The 21,908-nt window shown below is 54.8% G+C and carries 22 protein-coding genes and 1 riboswitch; of the genes, 18 read left to right on the forward strand and 4 right to left on the reverse strand.

All coding sequences use genetic code 11. The features are described from left to right. The first annotated feature begins 78 nt into the window (after positions 1–78). Together RT52_RS16430 and glsA are read left to right on the forward strand one after the other, a co-directional pair. Entirely contained in the window at positions 79–243 is a 165-nt protein-coding gene (locus tag RT52_RS16430; RefSeq protein ID WP_167331249.1) for a hypothetical protein, read from the forward strand. Between the two features lie 56 nt (positions 244–299). Beyond that, a complete protein-coding gene (gene glsA, locus RT52_RS00310) occupies positions 300–1,244 on the forward strand; it encodes a glutaminase A (RefSeq protein ID WP_371816171.1) in 945 nt (314 codons plus the stop codon). Here the strand turns inward: glsA and RT52_RS00315 are convergent. After that, complete coding sequence (locus tag RT52_RS00315; protein WP_034814354.1) at positions 1,241–2,014, reverse strand: CHAD domain-containing protein; 774 nt, start codon at positions 2,012–2,014, stop codon at positions 1,241–1,243. The two genes, glsA and RT52_RS00315, sit on opposite strands and share 4 nt — an antisense overlap. Before the next feature lie 38 nt (positions 2,015–2,052). Between RT52_RS00315 and RT52_RS00320 the strand changes: the two genes are divergently transcribed. The 4 genes from RT52_RS00320 (at position 2,053) to RT52_RS00335 (ending at position 6,992) form a co-directional block, all read left to right on the forward strand. After that, positions 2,053–3,420, forward strand: coding sequence for an MATE family efflux transporter (locus RT52_RS00320; protein ID WP_034809000.1), 1,368 nt, complete (start codon positions 2,053–2,055; stop codon positions 3,418–3,420). Between the two features lie 415 nt (positions 3,421–3,835). Beyond that, positions 3,836–4,984: an N-acetylglucosamine-6-phosphate deacetylase gene (gene nagA / locus RT52_RS00325; protein ID WP_034814356.1), complete on the forward strand. Its 1,149-nt coding sequence runs from the start codon at positions 3,836–3,838 to the stop codon at positions 4,982–4,984. Further along, the gene (nagB, locus tag RT52_RS00330; RefSeq protein WP_034808995.1) at positions 4,981–5,745 is read left to right on the forward strand and encodes a glucosamine-6-phosphate deaminase; all 765 of its coding nucleotides are present in this window, start codon (positions 4,981–4,983) and stop codon (positions 5,743–5,745) included. The genes nagA and nagB overlap by 4 nt, the downstream gene beginning before the upstream one ends. A gap of 143 nt (positions 5,746–5,888) precedes the next feature. Beyond that, a complete protein-coding gene (locus RT52_RS00335) occupies positions 5,889–6,992 on the forward strand; it encodes an LCP family protein (protein ID WP_034814358.1) in 1,104 nt (367 codons plus the stop codon). Between the two features lie 29 nt (positions 6,993–7,021). On the opposite strand, the gene RT52_RS00340 is transcribed toward RT52_RS00335, so the two are convergent. After that, on the reverse strand, positions 7,022–7,750 hold the full coding sequence (locus RT52_RS00340) for a GntR family transcriptional regulator (RefSeq protein ID WP_034814360.1): 729 nt from the start codon (positions 7,748–7,750) through the stop codon (positions 7,022–7,024). 93 nt (positions 7,751–7,843) lie between these two features. Between RT52_RS00340 and RT52_RS00345 the strand changes: the two genes are divergently transcribed. The 10 genes from RT52_RS00345 to lysA all read left to right on the forward strand — a co-directional run bounded on the left by RT52_RS00345 (position 7,844) and on the right by lysA (position 17,667). Beyond that, complete coding sequence (locus RT52_RS00345) at positions 7,844–9,004, forward strand: alanine--tRNA ligase-related protein (protein WP_034814362.1); 1,161 nt, start codon at positions 7,844–7,846, stop codon at positions 9,002–9,004. Then, positions 8,998–9,426 carry a GNAT family N-acetyltransferase gene (locus RT52_RS00350; protein ID WP_034814364.1) on the forward strand — a complete coding sequence of 143 codons (429 nt, stop codon included), beginning with the start codon at positions 8,998–9,000 and terminating at the stop codon, positions 9,424–9,426. Before RT52_RS00345 ends, RT52_RS00350 begins: the two co-directional genes overlap by 7 nt. A gap of 77 nt (positions 9,427–9,503) precedes the next feature. Next, a riboswitch (Lysine riboswitch) is annotated at positions 9,504–9,684 on the forward strand. A 114-nt stretch (positions 9,685–9,798) separates the two neighbouring features. Continuing rightward, positions 9,799–10,998, forward strand: coding sequence for an aspartate kinase (locus RT52_RS00355; RefSeq protein WP_034814424.1), 1,200 nt, complete (start codon positions 9,799–9,801; stop codon positions 10,996–10,998). Between the two features lie 12 nt (positions 10,999–11,010). After that, complete coding sequence (locus tag RT52_RS00360; protein ID WP_034814367.1) at positions 11,011–12,006, forward strand: aspartate-semialdehyde dehydrogenase; 996 nt, start codon at positions 11,011–11,013, stop codon at positions 12,004–12,006. 12 nt (positions 12,007–12,018) lie between these two features. After that, entirely contained in the window at positions 12,019–12,900 is an 882-nt protein-coding gene (gene dapA / locus RT52_RS00365) for a 4-hydroxy-tetrahydrodipicolinate synthase (protein WP_034814369.1), read from the forward strand. After that, on the forward strand, positions 12,897–13,646 hold the full coding sequence (dapB, locus tag RT52_RS00370) for a 4-hydroxy-tetrahydrodipicolinate reductase (protein WP_034814371.1): 750 nt from the start codon (positions 12,897–12,899) through the stop codon (positions 13,644–13,646). The genes dapA and dapB overlap by 4 nt, the downstream gene beginning before the upstream one ends. Continuing rightward, positions 13,624–14,331, forward strand: coding sequence for a 2,3,4,5-tetrahydropyridine-2,6-dicarboxylate N-acetyltransferase (dapD, locus tag RT52_RS00375; RefSeq protein WP_034809958.1), 708 nt, complete (start codon positions 13,624–13,626; stop codon positions 14,329–14,331). The genes dapB and dapD overlap by 23 nt, the downstream gene beginning before the upstream one ends. Positions 14,332–14,377: 46 nt before the next feature. Then, entirely contained in the window at positions 14,378–15,304 is a 927-nt protein-coding gene (locus RT52_RS00380; protein WP_034809956.1) for a branched-chain amino acid transaminase, read from the forward strand. 12 nt (positions 15,305–15,316) lie between these two features. Beyond that, positions 15,317–16,405 (forward strand): alanine racemase, encoded by a 1,089-nt coding sequence (alr, locus tag RT52_RS00385; protein WP_034814373.1) that lies wholly within the window; start codon positions 15,317–15,319, stop codon positions 16,403–16,405. After that, on the forward strand, positions 16,375–17,667 hold the full coding sequence (gene lysA / locus RT52_RS00390; protein WP_034814375.1) for a diaminopimelate decarboxylase: 1,293 nt from the start codon (positions 16,375–16,377) through the stop codon (positions 17,665–17,667). Before alr ends, lysA begins: the two co-directional genes overlap by 31 nt. A gap of 68 nt (positions 17,668–17,735) precedes the next feature. Here the strand turns inward: lysA and RT52_RS00395 are convergent, their stop codons facing one another. After that, positions 17,736–18,350 (reverse strand): hypothetical protein, encoded by a 615-nt coding sequence (locus RT52_RS00395; RefSeq protein ID WP_034814377.1) that lies wholly within the window; start codon positions 18,348–18,350, stop codon positions 17,736–17,738. Positions 18,351–18,532: 182 nt separating this feature from the next. Between RT52_RS00395 and RT52_RS00400 the strand changes: the two genes are divergently transcribed. Next, positions 18,533–19,084: a nitroreductase family protein gene (locus RT52_RS00400; RefSeq protein WP_245175436.1), complete on the forward strand. Its 552-nt coding sequence runs from the start codon at positions 18,533–18,535 to the stop codon at positions 19,082–19,084. A 402-nt stretch (positions 19,085–19,486) separates the two neighbouring features. Here RT52_RS00400 and RT52_RS00410 read toward each other — a convergent pair whose 3' ends face one another. Beyond that, positions 19,487–20,023: a gamma carbonic anhydrase family protein gene (locus RT52_RS00410; RefSeq protein WP_034814380.1), complete on the reverse strand. Its 537-nt coding sequence runs from the start codon at positions 20,021–20,023 to the stop codon at positions 19,487–19,489. A 120-nt stretch (positions 20,024–20,143) separates the two neighbouring features. Between RT52_RS00410 and ade the strand changes: the two genes are divergently transcribed. Continuing rightward, positions 20,144–21,853 carry an adenine deaminase gene (ade, locus tag RT52_RS00415; protein ID WP_034814382.1) on the forward strand — a complete coding sequence of 570 codons (1,710 nt, stop codon included), beginning with the start codon at positions 20,144–20,146 and terminating at the stop codon, positions 21,851–21,853. Positions 21,854–21,908: the final 55 nt, after the last annotated feature.

Genomic DNA, 21,908 nt, shown 5'->3' on the forward strand with positions numbered 1-21,908 from the left:
AGAATCGGCAACGAGACATAGGATAAGTATCACGCCGTTGTTAGACAAAACTGTCACGATTGAAAAGGAGGAACTGCCATGCTCTCATTCTGGCTGATGGCGTCCGTCGTCATCGTAGGCGTCATCACGTTCATCCTCGTGATGAATCGGCACGGCGACAAGCTCGAGGGCGACGAAGAGAGCCCGCCGATCCTATGGGCCGATGACAAGTGGTATAAAGATGACGGGCCGCCGGATGGATAACCGCGAGAAGATGTGGTAAGATGACCCGGTTGTAAACTATCGGATATGAGGTGATGATGATGAACGTATTAGAACAGCAGTTGGCGCATTTGGTCGACGAGTGTCGTCCGTATACGGCTCAAGGGAAAGTGGCCGATTATATTCCAGAGCTGGCTCATGTGAAAGACGATTTACTCGGCGTGGCGATTTGTCTGCCTGACGGTTCTTACATCCATGCGGGTGACGTCCATCATAAATTCACGATTCAAAGCGTCTCGAAGGCGCTCACGCTCTGTTATGTCTTGATGGAGTTTGGCGAAGACTACGTGTTCTCGAAAGTGGGGATGGAGCCGACCGGGGATGCGTTCAACTCGATTGCAAAACTTGAAGAGACGGTGCCGTCAAAACCACTCAACCCGATGATCAACGCCGGGGCGCTCGCCGTCACGAGTATGATTTTAGGCGACACGGCCGAGCTGAAGATTTATCAGTTTCGTCAATTTTTGGCGACGTTATTAAACGTGCCTGTCGAAGAGGTGCGCTACAACGAAAAAGTCGCCCGCTCGGAATACGAGACGACCGACTTGAACCGGGCCTTGCTTTATTTCATGCGTCATCACGGCATCGTCGAAGGAGACGTCGATGAGATTATCGATGTATACACGAAGCAATGTGCCATCGAAATCGATTGTTTTGACTTGGCTCGCATCGGCCGGATTCTATCCGGTAACGGCGAGGACCCGGTGACAGGCGAAGAGTTGATTCCGCGCCGTGTCGTCCGAATCGTCAAAGCGATCATGACGACGTGCGGCATGTACGATGCTTCGGGCGAGTTCGCCGTCCGCGTCGGACTTCCTGGTAAGAGTGGCGTGTCGGGTGCGATTCTCGCGACCGGCAAGCATGAGCTCGGGCTGAGCGATGTCGGATTCGGAATTTTCGGTCCCGCCCTCGACTCAAAAGGGAACTCGATTGCCGGGATGAAGTTGCTTGAACTGCTCGTCGAACGCTATACGTCACGTTAAAGCTTGACAGCGTTGACCGATTCGTCGAGTTCTGCCTCGAGTTGGCGCAGTTTCGATTCATATGCGGCACTCAGCTCTTCGGGCGGGGTGAACGCGGACCAGCGCAACAATAACTGATGGTGGTCGTTCATGTTCCCGAGCTCGGTCTGGAGCCGTTTTAATTTATGGACTTGGTCTTTCGACGCCTCGTCCTCATAGTTCAACAAATATTCATGCAAATAGCGCTCGCGTTTCACGGCGAGCCGGACTTTATGAAGCGTCTCGAGCCGGTCGGCCATCTGTGACGCTTCTTTATGGGTGGCGATGCGACGTTTTCGTTCATCTTTCGCTTTCTCGAGGAAAGACGCCGCGTCTTGTTTTTTGAAGGCGCGGAACAGCTGGCCACCGAGGAAACGACGCACTTGTTGGTCGAGTGACGGCGTCATCTTCTCGCTCACGCGGGTGGCGAGTACGGTTCGATTGACGGCACGCTGTCGCTCCATCTCGTTGAGAAAAGCGATATCGAGTTCCGAATCGGTCTCGAGCGCCTCGACGAGTACGTCGCCGTCCCGAACCGTTCCGAGTGCCTCCATGAGTTGTTTCAGCTGACGATACGTGGACGGTTTCGTCTCGTACAGTTGCATGAACGTTAACAGCTTCCGGAGGTGAACGCGCGCCTGATGGATGTCTTCACTGTTTTGAAACGTGAGCGCTTCGGTCATATAATGGTTGAACGTATTCCACGTCTCGAGCAACTCATATTTTAGTTTTTCCGCATTCCGTTGATTCATTCTACTGTTTCCTTTCTGAAATGAGATGAGGGTTGTCCATGTACCAAACACATACGCTTCAAGAAAAAATCAAACTGTTCTTCACCATCTTCTATCCGATTTTGGTGACACAAGTCTCTTTTTACTTAATCAGCTTTTTTGACACGGTCATGTCCGGCCGGGCCGGAGCGGTCGACTTGGCCGGTGTCGGCGTCGGGTCGAGTCTATGGATGCCGGTCTATACGGGACTGAGCGGGATTTTGCTCGCTGTCGCGCCGATTGTCGCGCAAGCGCTCGGGGCGAGAAATATCCAGCAGATTCAACGGACGTTGTTCCAAGGCGTCTACTTAGCGGTCGGCCTGAGCATCGCGACGCTCATCCTCGGATTCATCCTCGTGCCGACTGCCGTCGACGGGATGGGTCTGAGTGAAGAAGGGAAGCGCATCGCCAAAGGGTATTTGCTCGCCCTCGGGTTCGGGGTGTTGCCGATGTTCTTGTTCAACGTGTTACGCACGCTTATGGATTCACTCGGCAAAACGCGCGTCTCGATGCTGCTTATACTATTAGGGTTACCCATTAACGTCGGTTTAAACTACATCTTCATCTTTGGAAAACTCGGCGTCCCGGCTTACGGTGGCATCGGGGCAGGCATCGCCTCGGCGATCACGTATTGGCTTCTATTTTTCATGGCGCTCGCTTTCGTCCGAAGCGGCAAACCGTTCCTCGAGTATCGTTTCTTGCGCTCGTTTGAACGACTGCTTTGGCCACGCCAAAAAGAACTGTTGCAACTCGGGACGCCAATCGGGCTCGCCATCTTTGCCGAGGTGAGCATCTTCGCGGCGGTCACGCTTCTGTTGAGTTCGTACGGCGACAATATCGTCGCCGCGCACCAGGCGGCGATCAACTTCGCATCGTTCGTCTACATGTTGCCGCTCTCCGCATCGAGTGCACTCACAATCGTCGTCGGCTATGAGCTCGGGGCCCGCCGCTTAAAAGATGCGGTCCGATACGCTAAGATCGGCCTTTCGCTCTGTTTGGCCGTGTCGATTTTCTCGGGGGCGTTCTTGTTCTGGCAAAACGAACGGGTCGCCGCGATTTATACGAACGACGCGGCTGTCGTCGAACTCGCCGCCCACTTCATGATCTTCGCGGTGTTCTTCCAACTGTCGGACGCGGTCGCCGCGCCGATTCAAGGGATTTTGCGTGGTTTCAAAGACGTGAACGTGACGCTCGTCTTGTCACTCATCGCCTACTGGGTGATCGGGCTGCCGCTCGGGTATACGCTCGCCGAACCGCTCGGTGTCGGTCCGGACGGGTATTGGATTGGGCTCATCGCCGGACTTGCCGCTGGGGCCGTGCTCTTATTTGTTCGTCTCGTGTATATCGTCCGGCGTTATAAACCGGAACCGGTTGAAATCAAATCGTAAGTATATGGGAGACCCAGTCGACTGACTGGGTCTCGGTTTGTTGACTAACAGAATGATTTCACTCATCCTCTTGGCGCCTTCGCTTTCCTAGGGGCGAGCAGGGAGCCGCATCGCGTAACGCTGCTGCGCTCGCTATCCCCTTAGGAGTCTCCGGCGCCGCCGGATGAGCGCCGCGAGAGGCCGAACTTGTGAGGTCTCTCGTCTTTACATTTCTTCAATTTTATGTCGGGCAGTGCGCCACGGGACCATTGAATCCAAAAGAAGATGAACCAAATCACATGTCATGATTTGGTTCGTCAACAGATTGGGTCTTCTTTCGTGAAAAGAAATTCAATGTGGTTAAATTGGTATATACAACTATACTAGTTATTTGTTATGATAATGGGGAAGAACAGTGGTAGAAAGGTGGAGATTGATGATGGTGATTATCAATGCACACATCGTCTCGGGCGACGAGACGTTTGAACGAGGGTTTATTCGAATCAACGGGGCGACGATCGAACAAGTCGGCTCGATGTCAGACTATGTCGAACAAGAGGAAACGGTACACGATGTCTCCGGTGCGCTCGTCACCCCTGGGATGATTGATGTGCACGTCCACGGCGGGTATGACGTCGACACGATGGACGCTGACGAGACGACGTTGCGCCAATGGGCCGAATCGATGTTTGCTGAAGGCGTGACATCATTTTTTGCGACGACGATCACCCAGTCACCGTCGAACATCTCGCGTGCGCTCGAGGCGACGCGCCGTGTCATCGAGACGAATGATACGTCGCTCATCGGGATCCATTTAGAAGGGCCGTTCGTGAACGTCGAGAACGCGGGGGCGCAACCGGCCGAATACATTGTCGACCCGGATGCGGAGTTGTTCCGTTCATGGCAACAGGAGGCAGCCGGACATATCCGGCTCGTGACGTACGCACCGGAGCGACCGGGCGCACGGGAACTCGAGGGAGTGATGCGTGAGACGGGGGCCATCGGGTCGGCTGGTCACACGAACGCGACATACGTCGAGAATAAGCGAGCGGGCGTCAAACACGGGACGCATCTATACAATCAGATGCGCGGACTGCATCACCGGGAGCCCGGAACGGTCGGCTATTGCCTGCTCGAACTGGACGTGATGGCAGAGATCATTCCGGACGGGATTCACAGCCGCCCGGAAATGGTCGACTTCGCCTATCGGATGAAAGGGGCAGACGGGCTCGTCGTCATCACGGATGCGATGCGGGCCAAAGGATTGCCCGATGGACGGTATGAGCTCGGCGGACAGCCTGTCATCGTGGAGGCGGGTGCTGCCCGTCTAGAAGCGGGCAACTTGGCGGGAAGCGTGTTGACGATGGACGCGGCATTTCGGAACATCCTCGCGTTCACCGGCTGTACGACCGAAGAAGCCGTGAAGATGACTTCGCTCAACCAAGCGCGCGAGTTCGGGTTGACACATAAAGGGAACATCGCCAGCGGCTTTGACGCCGACCTCGTCATCTGGGACGAGACGTTATCAGTCAAACAGACGATTCACCGTGGGCGAATCGTCTTTCAGAAGGAGGAGCACGCATGAACATCTTAGTCGCCAATACACCACAAGACGCCGAACAGATTGCATACACGCTCATTAAAGAACGCCTGGCCGGGAAACGTGAATTCGTCCTCGGGCTTGCGACCGGGAGTACGCCGGTCGGCATGTATAAAATGTTCAAACAAGACCGATTGGATTGCAGCCATGTGACGAGCGTCAATTTGGATGAATATATCGGGCTCGCGCCGGACCACCCTCAAAGCTATCATCACTTCATGGAAGAGAAGCTGTTCGATGACGTGCCGTTCAAGGAGAGCCATGTGCCACGCGGGGACGCGCCCGACCCGGAACAAGAGACGGCACGTTACGAGGCGCTCGTCCGTTCGATCGGTGTCGACCTGCAGTTGCTCGGAATCGGCGAGAACGGACATATCGCCTTTAATGAGCCGGGGACTGCGCTCGACGCGAAGACGCACGTGACAGAATTGACAGAGTCGACACGCGAGGCGAACCGACGTTTCTTCGACTCGATTGACGAAGTGCCGACCCAAGCCATTACGATGGGCCTCGACACGATCATGAACGCACGTGAGATCGTCCTCGTCGCGACCGGGACACGAAAAGCGGAAGCGGTCCATCACATGATTGAGAGCGTCCCGACGATCGAGTGGCCGGCGACGATTCTACAGGCCCACCCGAGCGTCACGGTCGTCCTCGACAAGGAAGCGGCGTCGCGATGCGCGGAGGCGCTCCAAGCCCGAGGCAATGAGGCCGCGGCCCGTTTCTTCTCTATCCGAGCTTGACTCCTGCGGACATCAGTCCGCAGGTTTTTCATTTGTGGGAAATTGTATGGAAATGAATTTGTCATCAAAACGTTTTCGACAAACGGTATCGTTTCCTCTATAATAAGTGAAGCTCGTATCATTCGACCGTGAAGGAGAAACATATGAATTCTAGAACCCAGGCTCGTAGACGTCGCACAGGACCGTCTGCGTTTTATAAACTGTTCAGTGCAGTATTACTCATCGTCATCATCGCCGGCTCGAGCATGTATGGGACAGCCTTTTATAAAGCACACAACATGTTGTCGGGGACACAAGTGACACTTGACGACGACCCGATGGTAGAACCGACCCGGTTTGATAAAGAAGATACTGAAAGCTTCCTCGTGCTCGGGACGGATTTATCGCCCCAGAAGAAAGCACGTGGTGAATACGGACGTTCTGACGTCATGATCGTCGTCATCTTGAACAAGAAAGAAAAACAGACGACGATGCTTAGCATCCCGCGTGACTCATACGTCAACATCGACTATACCGGCTACAACATTCCGTACGGGAAGACAGGTCTTGACCAAGACAAAATCACGCACGCCTATTACTTCGGTTCGATGGACGAGTCGAACCCGAACAACGGTATGCGGATGTCAACGAAGACGGTCGAAAACCTCGTCGGGATTGAGATTGACCACGTCGTCTCACTCAACTTCCAAGGGTTCGTCGACTTTATCGATGCCGTCGGCGGTGTCGAGATTGACGTCCCGTTCTCGTCGAAACAAAACAGCTACGACGCTTCGCGTGAGGTCGTCGAAGTCGAGGCCGGCCTCCAGCAATTGACCGGTGAAGAAGCGCTCGCTTACGTCCGCAACCGCTATGACGACCCACGCGGTGACATCGGCCGCGGTCAACGTCAGATGGAAGTCATCAACGCCGTGCTCGAACAGTCGCTCGGGACGTCGCTCCTCAACAACTACGATAAAGTGTTGAAGGCCGTCGGTGACAATATGCAGACGACGCTCGGACCGAACGACTACATGCGCTTGATTGAAGACGTCGGTGCGCTCAACAACACGGTGCAATACCAGTTGACGGGTGAAGGTGCCCGCGCCAGTGACGGACATTTCTACTACTTCTTGAACGAGCCATTGCTCGATGAGGTCCGTTACCGTGTCCAACAAGCGGATGCCGGAAACGAAGTACAGGCGATGACCGACTCAGAGCTCGAGTCGTATATGTACGACCCATCTGGAATCACATATGAAGCACAATAAAACGATTTGCCACCTCGCAATCGTTTTTATTATGACCGCTCCATCGCGACCGTGAACGAGTAGGCGTCGCCACGGAACAACGAGCGGCTATATTCGAACATGTCTCCGCTATCGAGGTACGTCCGTTGATCGATTAAGAGCACCGGTGCCCCCGGCTCAATCGTCAAGAGTTCGGCTTCTTCCTCACCGGCACTTCGGGCTTCAAGCGTCTGCGTCGCATTTTTCAAATGGAGCCCAGCTTGCTCGGCATATTCATAGATTGACCCGGTGGCGTCCTCTTTCGTCAACTCGGGTAATAAGGAGACAGGGATGTAGGCCGTCTCGAGGGCGAGCACTTGCTCGTCGGCCAAGCGAAGGCGTTTCATCTCGTACACCGGGGTGTCGAGCGCGACGCTCAAGCGACGTGATACTTTATACGGGGCCGGAATCGTTTGGAACGAGAGCAGGCGTGAATACGGCCGCATGCCGCGGTGTTTGATTTCTTCGGTGAAACTCGTCAAACCGGAGAGTGTCATCGAGATTTTGTTCGTCGCGACGAACGTGCCGCGCCCTTTTTGGCGATCGAGATAGCCGTCATTGACCAAGTTTTTGATCGCTTGGCGGACGGTCATCCGGCTGACATCGTACGTCTCGGAAAACTCGCGTTCGGACGGGATGAGATCACCGGGTTGCAGAAACCCGTCATCTATTTGTTGCTTTAAATAAGATTCGATTTGATAATAAATAGGAAGCGGGGATTTTTTATCAATCTGTAACATCTCAATCGCTCCTGACTCATAAGGATTATGACTTATTATAGACCAAATCAAACTAGTTGTCTGAACACATTATAGAGAAACGAGGTTCTACTTATGACCGGATGGGAATTTAAAACGATGGTAACGGCACAACGACAAGATGAGCGCGGGCACTGGATCGCGCTTCAAGAGACGCACTTTTATGCGGAAGGCGGCGGACAACCGGCTGATGCCGGAACGATCGCGGACGAAGCGGTACACGATGTTCAACAAGTTGACGGCGTCGTCTGGCACTTGCTTGAGCGTCCGCTTGAAGTCGGTACAGCAGTGACTGCACAAGTCGACGTCGCGACACGTCGCGACCATTCCATCCAACATACGGCGCAACACGTGTTGACGGCCATCCTTGAAGACCGATACGGCATCGAGACGCTCAGTTTCGGTATCGGAACCGATGACGCCTCGATTGAGATTGGGACGCATGCGTTCGATTGGGCGCAAATCGAGCAACTCGAGCAAGACGTGGCGACGGTCATTTACGAAAACCGTCCGATTCACATCCGTCAGCTTGATGTAAGTGAAGTGGATCAGACGAAGTTGCGAAAGCCGACTGACCGTACCGGGGTGATTCGCATCGTTGAAGTCGAGGGTCTCGACTATAACGCATGCGGCGGGACTCATGTCGCATCGACCGGACAACTCGGTTTCGTACACGTGACGGCTTTGAAAAAAGTCCGAGGGAACGTCCGTTTGACATACGTTGCCGGTCGGCGGGCAATCCGGGAAACTCAATCGGCACGCACAGCACTTCGGACGGTCCATCAGACGTTGTCGACGACGAACGAGACCGTCGCGGCCCGCGTCCTTGAAGAACGGAACGCTCGGATTGAGCGTGAGAAAGAAGTGAAGGCGCTTGAGGCCCGGGTCGCCAAGGCGAAAGTGGCCGCCTTCTTACAAGAAGACAATTACGTGATCACACATATCGGCAAGACCGAAGGCGAGACGCTCACAACGATGATTATCGAACGGATTGCCGCGACCGGACGGATTGCCGTCGGGGCCAATCATACGGCCCAAAAGTTGATTCTCATGCATGACGGGACGCACGACATCGCCATCGGAAAGTTTTTGAAACGGACGCTCGACGACCTCGGGATTGGCCGAGGCGGTGGCAGCCATAAACAAGCGCAGGCACGATTCGAGTCGGTGCTCGACTTAGAGAAGGCGACGGCAGAAGTCGTCAAACGTTTACAGGAAGGGGTCGTCTCATGTTAATAGTGAAGCACGGTCAGACAGACACGTTGATTGAACAAGCGCGACACGTCCGAGAAGTCGTCTTCATCGAAGAGCAAGGCATCGACCCGGCGCTCGAATATGATGACCTCGACCCGGTCTGTGTCCACGTCGTCGGAACGGTCGAAGACGTTCCGGTGACGACGGCCCGGCTGCGGCCGGTTGAAGACGGCGTCGGGAAAGTCGAACGCGTCGCGACATTGAAGACGGCGCGCGGGAACGGGTATGCCCAGGAAGTCATGTTCGAGATTGAGCGCGTCGCGAACAGCCAAGGCATGCATACGTTGAAGCTCGGGGCCCAACTGACGGCGCTCCCGTTCTACGAGCGACTCGGGTATGAGGCGTATGGCGACGAGTTTTTAGACGCCGACATCCCGCACCGGATGATGAAAAAGACGTGGTAATGCTTTTTAGAAATTTTCCTTTTTTCTAAAAAAAGGTTGGCAAGTCGTTTTTCATTTGTTATAACTAAAACTAACAACTGACAGATAGAGGTTGCGAATGACATGAGTAAGCTTGATCGAGACGGACGCATTCCGGATCGGGCCGAAAGGGGAATTTCGCCGAAGTCGACGTTCGCATGCGTACGAACGAAGGCTGGGGTAGTCGTGAATAACGCCTACACTGCCATGGATGAAATGCCATGGAGCGCTATCTACGGAACGATTCTTTAATCGTTTTTCAACTGCGCGTACAAGCGGCAGGCCGTAGGGAGAGTGCTTCCTACCGGTCTGCCGCTTTTTCTGTTGGTGGACATCATGAAAGTGGGGAACTTGATGACAACCGTATTAAAATTTGGAGGCAGCTCCGTTGCCACAATCGAACAGATTCAGGCAATTTCTGAATACTTGCAAACCCGAGCCGAGGCCGGTGAGAAGCTCGTCGTCGTCGTATCGGCGATGGGCAAGACGACGGATTCGCTCTTGTCACTCGCGAAGCAAATCACGGAACGGCCGACGATTCGAGAACTCGATCGCTTGCTCGCCGTCGGAGAAGAGCAGACGATCAGCCTGCTGAGCATCGCGTTGAACTCGCGAGGCGTCGCGGCCATCTCACTCACCGGACAGCAGGCCGGAATCGATACGATGGGTATCCATACAAAAAGTAAGATTAAGGCAATTCGAAAAGAAGTGCTCGAAGAGAAGCTCCGGACGTACGACGTCGTCATCGTCGCCGGTTTCCAAGGTGTCAACGAATTCGGTGACGTCACGACGCTTGGTCGTGGCGGCTCGGACACGACGGCCGTCGCTTTAGCGGCCGTCCTCAGTAAACGCTGTGAGATTTACACAGACGTCGCCGGCGTCTACACGGCCGACCCGCGCATCCATAAAGAAGCGCGCCGGTTGGATACCGTCTCATACGACGAGATGATGGAGATGAGCGCGCTCGGCTCGAAAGTGATGGAAATGCGCAGCGTCGAGCTCGCGAAAAAATACGATGTGAACATTTTTGTAGGAAAGACGCTTGCGAGCGAAGGAGGAACGTGGATTATGGATATGACCCAAGCAATGGAACAAAAAGCGGTGACGAGCGTGAGCGTCGTGAAAAACGTGCTCAGCGTCTCGATTAAACACATCCCGCATTCGGTGGCAGGGGTTGCCGATATTTTCGAGAAATTGTCACAGCGCCATGTCAATATCGATATGATCAGTCAGACGGCGTTCGACGGGGAAGTATTCCTCTCGTTCACGTGCCCGCTCGATGAAGAGGCGTTCCTTGAAGAAGCGCTCGCCGAGTTGACGGAATCGTTCCCGCAAATCAAGATTGACCGCCATACCGAGCATGCGAAAATCTCGGTCGTCGGGATCGGGATGCGCGACGCGACGGGTGTCGCCTCTGAATTGTTCGCGACGTTCCGTGAGAGCGGCATCCCGTTCTACCAGGTCACGACTTCCGAGATCAGCATCTCATACACGATTAACGAACAAGACGTCGAAGCAGCCGTCGCGGCCATCGCGACACGCTTCAAATTATAAGGAGGACGCGACATGTATAACGTAGCCGTCGTCGGCGCGACCGGTGCCGTCGGCCAAAAGATGATTGACGTATTGACAGAATATGAATTCCCGATTAGCGAGCTGTTGCTTTACGCATCGGCCCGCTCGGCTGGAAAAACAGTGACCGTGAACGGCAAGGACGTCGTCATCCGGGAGCTCTCGGACGCGATTTACGCAGACCCGATCGACATCGCGCTCTTCTCGGCCGGAGGCAGCTTGAGTGAACAGTATGCGCCTCGGCTTAGCGAACAAGGCGTCATCGTCATCGACAACTCGAGCGCCTTCCGGATGCAGGCGGACATCCCGCTCATCGTCCCGGAAGTGAACCGAATCGAGTTGAGCCCGGACAAGACACTGATTGCCAATCCGAACTGCTCGACGATTCAATCGGTCGTCGCGCTCGCGCCGCTCGCTGAAGTGTACGGCTTGACGCGTGTCGCCTATACGTCGTATCAAGCCGTCTCGGGCTCGGGCCAAAAAGGGATTGAAGATTTAGAGCGCGGAGCACGCGGGGAGGAACCGCAAAACTATCCGTATCCGATTTACGACAACGTGTTGCCGCACATCGATGTGTTCCTCGAGAACGGCTATACGAAAGAAGAACAGAAGATGATCGACGAGACGCGCAAAATTTTGAACGCGCCGAACCTCGGTGTCACGGCGACGTGTGTCCGTGTCCCGGTCCGCAATAGCCACGCCGTCTCCATCACGGTGACGCTCGACCGCGAGGCGACACTCGCTGAAGTGAAAGCCGTCCTCAGTGACGCAGCAGGCGTCGTCCTCATGGACAACCCGAATGAACTCGTCTATCCGACGCCGCTCGATGCGAACGGGACGGACGACGTGTACGTCGGACGCGTCCGTGTCGACGAGTCGCAACCGAACACGTTCCATCTTTGGTGCGTCGCCGACAACGTTCGAAAAGGCGCGGCCGCGAACGCCGTCCAAATCGCCCAGTGCATGATTGGCCAGACCGCCACAAAATAAGGAGGAGATCATATGTTCACAGGAGTCGCAACCGCACTCGCTACACCGTTTCAACAGGATGGATCGCTAAACCTTAACGCATGGGAAGCGTTGATTGAAGATCAAATCAAGGAAGGGGTGAGCGGGCTCGTCATCGGAGGCACGACAGGTGAAGGAATGACGATCACGGACGATGAGTTCGAGACGCTCCTCACGAAAGCGATCGCTATCGCAGCCGGACGCGCCGTCATCATCGCCGGCACCGGGTCGAACAACACGGCGCTCAGTATCGAGAAGACGAAGCGTGCCGCAGAGCTCGGTGCCGAGATGGCGATGGTCGTCACACCGTACTACAACAAGTCGACACAAGCCGGGCTCATCGCCCACTTCACGGCGATCGCCGACGCTTCACCGATTCCGCTCATGCTTTACAACGTGCCGTCACGCACTGGCGTCGCCCTCGAACCGGCTACGGTCGGTGAACTCGCTGACCACCCGCGTATCGCTGCGCTCAAAGAAGCGAGCGGCGACATCTCGGTCATGGCTCAGATGATGGCCCATTTACCGGAAGGCTTCCCGGTCTATTGTGGCAATGACGACCAGATCTTGCCGTACATGGCATGGGGCGCGCAAGGCGTCGTCTCGGTCCTCTCGAACGTCTATCCGGGTGCGACCGTCGCACTCGCCGAGGCGCTCCTTGCCGGGGACTTGGAGACGGCTCGCAAATGGCAAATCCGATTGCTTCCAGTCATCGATGAACTGTTCGCGGAAGTAAACCCGATTCCGGTCAAGGCGGCATTGAACGCACGCGGCTTCGAGTTTGGGGCACCGCGTCTCCCGCTCGTCCCGATGAGCGCGACGGCCGAGGCGAGACTTTTGTCGGCAATGGAGCAGTTCAACGAGGTGAGACAGTGAACCTACTCATTCATGGATACGGGGCGATGGGACAGATCGTCGAAGAAGTCGCCCATACCCAAAACTTGAACGTCGCAGCCATCGTTTCACCGGCGGGCGGCGAACATCCGACGTCACTGCGAGACGTCGAGGCGGACATCGACGTCGTCATCGACTTCTCGAACCCGGCACTGTTAGATGACGTGCTCGCCTACGGAAAAGCGAATAAAGTCCCGCTCGTCATCGCGACGACCGGGTTCTCGGAAGCCGAGCTCGCGAAAATCGAGGAAGCGTCAAACGAGATTCCGATCTTCCAATCGTATAACACGTCTTATGGGATCGCGCTACTAAAACAGCTATTGGACCAGCTCGTCCCGCTCACGCTCGGATACGACATCGAAGTGATTGAGGCGCACCACCGGAAGAAAGTCGATGCGCCAAGCGGGACGGCGGAGCTGCTCGCCCGTGCCATCGAAGCGAAACGTGACGTCACACCGGTATATGACCGGACGCCACGACGTGAGGCGCGGGAAGCAAACGAGCTCGGCATGCACTCGGTGCGTGGCGGCACGATTTTCGGTGAACACACCGTCCTCTTTGTCGGAGACGATGAAATGCTCGAATTGAAACACACGGCCCTGTCGAAACGCGTCTTCGCGAACGGGGCACTCGCCGCGGCGGCGACGATTCTCGACCGCCCGGCCGGACTTTACAATTTAACGAACCTATACGAGGAGGCTACTCATGTTACTCACAAACGCTTATGAAATCGCGCAATACATTAAAGATGCCAAGAAAGAAACGCCAGTCAAACTATACGTCAACGGTCAATTGGCCGGTCTCACGATCGAGGACGCGAAAGCGTTCGGATCGGATGAGTCGAAGCTGTTCTTGACGACAGCAGAACGTGCGGCGGCATTCCTTGAAACGAACGCCGCGGTCATCACGGACTCGCACCTCGAGTTTGACCGCCGCAACAGTGCCGTCCCAATGCTCGATACGACTCAACTCAATGCGCGCATCGAGCCAGGTTCGTTCATCCGTGACCACGTTCAAATCGGAAACAATGCCGTCGTCATGATGGGCGCGGTCGTCAACATCGGAGCCGTCATCGGTGACGGTTCGATGGTCGACATGAACGCCGTCATCGGCGCCCGCGGCACACTCGGGAAAAACGTCCACCTTGGAGCCGGCGCAGTTGTCGCAGGTGTCCTTGAGCCACCTTCAAAAGATCCGGTCATCATCGAAGACGGTGTCATGATTGGTGCGAACGCGGTCATCTTGGAGGGCGTCCGTGTCGGAGAGAACGCGGTCGTCGCAGCCGGTAGTGTCGTCACACAAGACGTACCGCCAGGCGTCGTCGTCGCCGGTACGCCTGCCCGCATCATTAAGCAAAAAGATGAAAAAACAGCAGAAAAAACACAACTTGTTGATGACTTACGCTCCCTGTAACGTATAATAGACAGAAAATATCAAAAATGAATGGGAGAGTTGAACGATGGAACAGTATGGACAATGGATGTGGCAAGACGGAGCTTGGATCGAGCCGACGGATGCGAACACGAGCATCATGACGCACGCGATTCACTATGGCAGCGGCTTTTTTGAAGGGATTCGGGCGTATCACACAGAGGAAGGCCCGGCCATCTTCCGACTCCGCGAACATTTAGAGCGACTCGTGCGTTCATGTGCGTACTATCATGTCGACTTACCTTATACGGTCGATGAGCTCGAGCAAGCGACAATCGAATTGATTGAGCGCAATGGATTCGAAGCCTGTTACATCCGCCCATTCGTTTTCCTCGGCACACCTTGGCAGGCACTCATGCCGACACAGGAAACGAAAGTACATGTCGCGATCTCGTGCTGGCCGCTCGGCGAGTATTTCAGCAAGACGGTCGGCATCCGGGCGAAAGTCGCTTCGTATCGTCGCGTATCTTCGACGATGATGCCGATGCAGGCAAAAGCGGCGGCCAACTATATGAACTCGCAACTCCTTAAAGGGGAGGCGGTACGAGACGGTTACGATGAAGCGATCGCTCTCGACATGAACGGGAACGTCAGCGAGGCGAGCGTCGCCAACATCTTCCTCGTCAAAGGGAAAAAGATTTTCACACCGTCACTCGACTGTTCAGTGCTTGACGGCATCACGCGTCAAACGGTGATCGACCTTGCCCGTGAAGAAGGGTTCGAAGTCATCGAACGTCATATCGGACGGGACGAGCTCTATGTCGCGGATGAGATTTTCTTGACAGGTACAGCGGCTGAAGTGACGAGTGTCATCGAAGTCGACAACATTTCAATCGGAGGCGGCGTGCAGACGGTCGCAACGAACATGCTCACCCGTTATCGTGAAGCGGTGACGGGGCAAATCGAGCACCGTCGCGACTGGGTCACGTTCGTCAAAGCAGCAGTGAAAGAGTAAAGGAGTTTTTGTATGGGAGTCACAATTGACTTGAATGCGATTCGCGAAAACAAACGTCGGATTGAGGCGCTCGGCCGACCGGTGTTCGCCGTCGTGAAAAACAACGCCTATAATTTAGGGATGAAGCCAGTTGTGACGACGCTGTACGAAGAAGGGGTACGTCACTTTATGGTGACGACGCTCGATGAGGCGACGGAAGTCCGGTCAAGCGCACCGGATGCCCGCGTGCTCGTCATGAATCCTGTGTATGAATGGACGAGTGTGCACGAGCAACAGCTTGACGTCGCCATCGGTTCCTACGACTGGCTCGTCGCACAGCGCAGTCAATTGGACGGCGTTCGTCTTCATTTGAAGCTAGACGTCGGCATGAACCGTTTCGGTGCGAAGACGTATGACGAAGCGCTCGCCATTCTCGCGTATTGCCAAGACGAGGGACTTGACCTCGTCGGATTATGCACACACTTTCCGCTCGCCGATGCGGACAATGCAGAAATTGAGCATAGCGTCCACGTGGAACGGTTCGCCGACTGGTCGACGCGACTGATGGAACGGCAAACGTTTGAAGTGGTGCACGCGGCCAATAGCGCGGCCACGCTCCAAGCCGACCCGCGCCTCGGTCACTGCACACACGTCCGCGTCGGCATCTTCTTGTATGGCTACTCTTCCGTGGAACCGGTCGATTGGCTCATCCCGGCATTTCGTTGGGAGACGGAAGTCATCGCCATCCATGACATCGAAGCGGGGGCGCACGTCGGATACGGGACGGGCTATACGGCCGAAACGAGAGAACGCATCGCCGTGCTTCCGGTCGGTTATGGGGACGGGCTCATGCGGGCCCGGCGCCATTTACCGGTCCACATTCAGGAGAAGGCGTTCCCGTTCGTGAGCAACATCTTTATGAGTCACAGCTTTTTACGCGTTGATGCGTCGGTTCAAATCGGGGACCGTGTCGAATTGTACGGGAACACGACGAAAATCGACGACATCACGCGGACGGGTTATGCGAATAACTCGGAACAATTATGCGCACGCTCATGGCGTGTCCCGCATCGCTATGAAGGAGGAAATGTATGTACACCACCAACCAATCAGTTTGTATGATCGAGGGCGTGTCCGTTCGTGAACTTCAAGCGACATATGGGACGCCGCTCTATATCATGAGCGAACCGGAACTCGAGAGCCGCCTCGGCCTCGTCCGGAGCGCATTTTTAGACAAATATCCGAACACGTATGCGCTCTATGCGTCAAAAGCGATGTCAATCGCGGCCGTGTACGAGAAAGTGATGGCGGCTGGTCTAAGCATCGACGTCGTCTCGCGCGGCGAGATGTTCGTCGCCCTTCATGCGGGTGTCCCGGCCGACCGGATTCACGTCCACGGGTCGAACAAGACGGTACAGGATATCACGTTCGCGCTTGAGCACGGCATCACCCATTTCACAATCGATAACATGCGGGAAATCGGGTTGCTCTCGGGCCTTGCCGCGCAGCATGACGTCGACGTCGATGTCTTGCTCCGCATCGTCCCACAAGTCGTCGGAGGCGCCCACGAGGCGATTCAGACGGGTGGGGTCGATACGAAATTCGGCTTCCCGACACATGACGACACGTACTTAGAAGCCGTCCGAGCGACACTTGAAGCGGATCGCCTTCGTTTACAAGGCATCCATTGCCACGTCGGGTCACAGATTCAAGAGCCGACGCTGTTCATCAACACGGTGAAGACGATGGTCAACTTCATCGAGACGATTCGTCAACAGACGGGCTTCACAGCCGACGTGTTGAATATCGGGGGCGGCTTTGGTGTCGCTTATCTCGAGTCGGACGATCCGCTCGACTTTGCCGACACGATGACGCAAGTGATGGATACGCTCATCGCGGAAGTGAACCGCTTCGGATTGCCGCTCCCGAAAATCGGGATCGAGCCGGGCCGCTGGCTCGTCGCCAACGCCGGGGCGACGCTGTATGAAGTCGGGACGGTGAAAGAAGTGAGCGGTGTCCGCACGTACGTCTCGGTCGATGGCGGGATGACGGACAACATCCGTCCTGCCCTCTATGACGCCGAGTACGACGTCATCGCAGCGACACGAATGAATGAAGAAAAGACGCTCGAAGCGAAGATCGTCGGCGCATGTTGCGAGTCGGGAGACATCATCTCGAACCGTTCACTCATCCCGCCGGTCGAGGCAGGGGATTTGCTCCTCGTCAAAGCGACGGGCGCCTATAACTTCTCGATGGCGAGCAACTATAACCAAATGCTTCGCCCGGCCGTCGTCTTCGTGAAAAATGGGACACATCGTCTCGTCGTCCGCAGACAGACGCTCGAAGATCTGGTCGTGTGTGAAGTCGTCGGACAATCATCGTAAGGGTAAGCACAAAAGGGATTCAGTCATGCGACTGAATCCCTTTTTCGTGTCAACAACCATCTGTCAGGTCAATCGAGTCGTGCGTTCACTTCCGCTTCATATCGTTCCACAAGTTTGTTGTTGTCCGTCGTACCGTATTTCTTTTCTAAGACCGGGATTAGACGTAACCAAATCGTATTCTTTTCATAAAGGTCTCTGTCAAACTGATGATTCAACTCTTGAAGCGATAAACCGAGAGCGCTCGCGTAGGCGAGGTGATTTGGTAAATCACTCTGGTCCGGACCTTGTTGAATGAATCGGTCAATCTCGTCTTCGGTTACGTGAATGTTGTACGTTTCTCTTGCGACCGTCTTCCATGAGACATCTTGTTCCATCGCTTCAGTCGAGAGTGCGATGACTTGCGCGTCTGTTAAGTCGGTTTCATAGTACAGCTTCTCTTCTGCCAACGTCCGAATGACCCACTTCCGTAACGGCTCCTCGACGTCGAACTGGTTTGCTTCGACGAGCACGTCATCAAACAGTTTCTTATAGTCGTCGAACGTGAAATTGTCTACGATTTGGCGCTGTTCTTCTTCACTTTTCATTTCAATCGTTTCAGGCTGAGAGGCCGCGGACTGACATGCTGCTGTGAAGATGGCGAGTGAGAGCGTACATAATAGCAATGATTTGAACCGTGCGGTCATGACGATCCTCTCCTTATCTGTTTGTTCGTTCATGGCGGTTGTTTCGACGAATGGAGCATGAGAGCGATTCACTACTATATACTCGCTAAATAGCCATCAGGTTCCCTTTATCTTCGGTCAAATCGCTACACATGAGAACGATTTTCAATTATGATGAAACAGATAGTAGAGGGGGGATTGACATGATTGAAAAGACAGCGGGACAACAGTTGATTGAATCGCGGCGGACGATTCGGATGTTTACGGAAGGTGAACTCGACACGGCCGAGTTGTATGAACTTTTGACATCGGCCCATCAAGCGCCGTTTCATAATAAAGTCGAACCGTGGAACGTCTATTTGTTCAACGGAGACGGGAAAGACGTGTTACTGTCCGCGCTCGAGCCAGCGTTTCAAGACGGACCGGAGTCGAAGCGGGAAAAGATTGCCGGGCGGATTCGGAATGCCGCTGCCTGCATCTACGTGACGACGAAGCCGTTCGAGACGGAGAAAGACAAGAAGGATGCGTTGCTCGCGACGGCGACGTTTATCCAGAACTTCCATCTGCTCTGTAGCGAGCGAGACATCGGCCTCGTCTGGCGGACGGGCGGTATCTTTGAGGATGCGCGCCTGCAAGACATGATCGGGGCGGAAGGAGAGACGTTCGTCGGGTTGCTCCAACTCGGGCGATTCGAGGACGTCCCACCAAAGAAACGTCGTCAGTCGGTTGACAGTTGCCTCACGATTTTTGAATAAAGAAAAGCTCGAGCGGAGACCAGTGTCTACGCTCGAGCTTTTCGTCTATGCAAGTTATTTTTTTAATTTATTTGCGAGCCAGTCTTGAATGACGTTTGCTGGAATCATTATGATCACGTTCCCCCGGTTTTGATTTCTTCCTCTATACTATTATCCGATTGGATCCGTTCCCAAACCTCTCGATGTGTGCCTTGCAACGTATCATCGAACGAATCCTCGACATGAAGGCAATAGCTTGGGTTAATGGACGAAGCGTACAAGTCTAACATGAGTTGAGCGTGGTTGAGATGCATACAATTGGCTCCTTTCGACACGTCGGCTTGACTACATCCTCAGTATACAAAGGAATCATGAAGAAAATTCAGGGGAATCGTTAACAATTTATGAATCTTGTAAACGCTTTCACAAACTTTCTTTACGTTCGATCGGTTCGCACGTCGTCAAATACTGCTCTGCTCGTTTGGCGTACTTGTTGACCGTCCGCTCCATGATAAAGCGATCTTCATCGTTCAGCGGTCGGACGACTTTTGCAGGTACCCCCATGACCATGACCCCTTCTGGGATTTGCATGTTCGGCGTGACGAGCGCACCGGCTGCGACGAATGAACCTTTCCCGACCTTGGCCCCATCGAGGACGGTCGCGTGCATCCCGATGAGACAACCTTCTTCAATCTCACAACCGTGAATCATCGCCATGTGTCCGATGGAGACACGGTCGTGAATGATTGTCGGTGAGCCTTCGTATTGATGGACCATCGAACCGTCCTGGATGTTGACGTACGAACCGATTTGAATCGGACCTTCGTCCCCGCGGATGACCGTATTGAACCAAACCCCAGAATGGGCCCCGATCGTGACGTCGCCGATGACATGGGCACCGGGAGCGACGAAGACCGTCGCGTCGACGTTTGGAAGTAAATCACCTAATTTGTACTGCATATGTGTAACCCCTTTCAAACAGATATGCTCTTATTGTCGCACAACTTGAAAAAGAAATTGCGCCGAAAAGATTTTTCTTGTTAAGATAGATAAAATACGTTGAAAAAAGGAGACACACAGATGGAAAAACAACATTTGATTGACATCGCCGCGAAGAAAAAGAAAGCAGCGGTCGTCTTTAAAGATGTGGCGGTCATCGACGTGTATAGCCGTGAGACGATTCGCACCGATGTCGCAATCGACGCGGGATACATCGTGGCCATCGGGGAAGGCTACGAAGGAGAGACGGAATACCATGACCCGTCATGGACGCTCGCACCGACGTTTATCGATTCACACGTCCACATCGAGTCATCGATGGTGCCGCCACACGAGTTCGCGAAAGCCGTCCTGCCGCTCGGCGTCGCAACGGTCATCGCGGACCCACATGAGATTGCGAACGTGAACGGGGCGCTCGGGATTGAATATATGTTGGCTGACGCGAAAGGACTCCCACTCGACGTCCGGATGATGCTCCCGAGCTGTGTGCCGGCGACGCCGTTCGAACATGCGGGCGCAAAACTTTATGCGGAGGACTTGGCCCCGTTTTTAGGCGATCCGGGCGTGCACGGCCTCGGTGAAGTGATGGATTATCCATCGGTCGAGGCCGGGAGCGTAGACATGCTCCAAAAAATCGCGCAGACGGAGGCGGTCGGGAAAGTCGTCGACGGTCACGCATCCGGTCTCGGTCCTGACCAACTGAACGTCTACCGGACGGCCGGGATTATGACGGACCACGAGTGTACGACGGCCGAAGAGGCGCTCGAGCGGGTTCGCCGCGGATTTTACGTTCAAATCCGGGAAGGTTCGGTCGCCCGGAACGTCGAGAAGGTGAGCCGGGCCATCACGGAAAGTAACGCCCATCGTTTCTTGTTCTGTACCGACGACAAGCATTTGGACGACCTCGTCGCCGAAGGTGGGATCGACTATAACATTCGCATGGCGATCAAACAAGGCGTCAAACCGGAAACGGCGTATGCCGTTGCGAGTCTCCATGCGGCCGAGGCTTACGGGTTGAACGACATCGGGGCCATCGCGCCTGGGAAGAAGGCGAACTTTGTCATCTTGTCAGACGTCCAATCGGTAAAAATCGAAACCGTCTATGTGAACGGCGAAGTCGTTGCCCGTGAAGGCCAAGCGACGTTCGAAGCGAACGGGATTGAAGTGCCGAAACCGATGAAAGGGGAGTTGAGACTTCCGGCGTTGACGAGTGAATCGTTCCGGTTACCTGTCAAAGAAGAGGCGGTCGACGTGATTCAAGTGTTGCCGAACAGTCTGTTGACGAAACGGGAGCGCCTCGTCTTCAGTCCAGACGAATCCGGGGCAGACCTCGACCAAGACATCGCCACGCTCGCCGTCATCGAGCGACATCACGGCACGGGGCATATGGCACTCGCGCCGGTCACAGGCTTCGGCTTGAAGCGAGGCGCGCTCGCCGCGACGGTGGCCCACGATAGCCACAACCTCGTCATCGCCGGCGTCAGTCCGAACGACATGTTGCTCGCGGCCGAGACGCTCGAGAAAGTCGGTGGTGGCGTCGTCGCAGTATCAGAAGGAGAAGTGCTTGCGGTCTTGCCACTCGAGATCGGTGGACTCATGACGAAGCGTCCTTACGCTGAAGTGGCGGACGTGCTCGAACAGTTGAACGACGCGCTCGACGTCGTCGGGGCGCATCGTCATTTCAATCCGTATTTGACGATGTCGTTCCTCGCGCTTCCGGTCATCCCAGACTTGAAATTGACGGACATGGGACTATTCGATGTGACGACGTTCTCATTCATCGAGTCATGAGTCGGTCTAACGTATGATTTTTGTTAAGAACGGCTCGGAACGATTGAACGGTTTC

It is taken from the genome of Exiguobacterium alkaliphilum 12/1, from assembly GCF_000714435.1.
Classification (GTDB): Bacteria; Bacillota; Bacilli; order Exiguobacteriales; family Exiguobacteriaceae; genus Exiguobacterium; species Exiguobacterium alkaliphilum.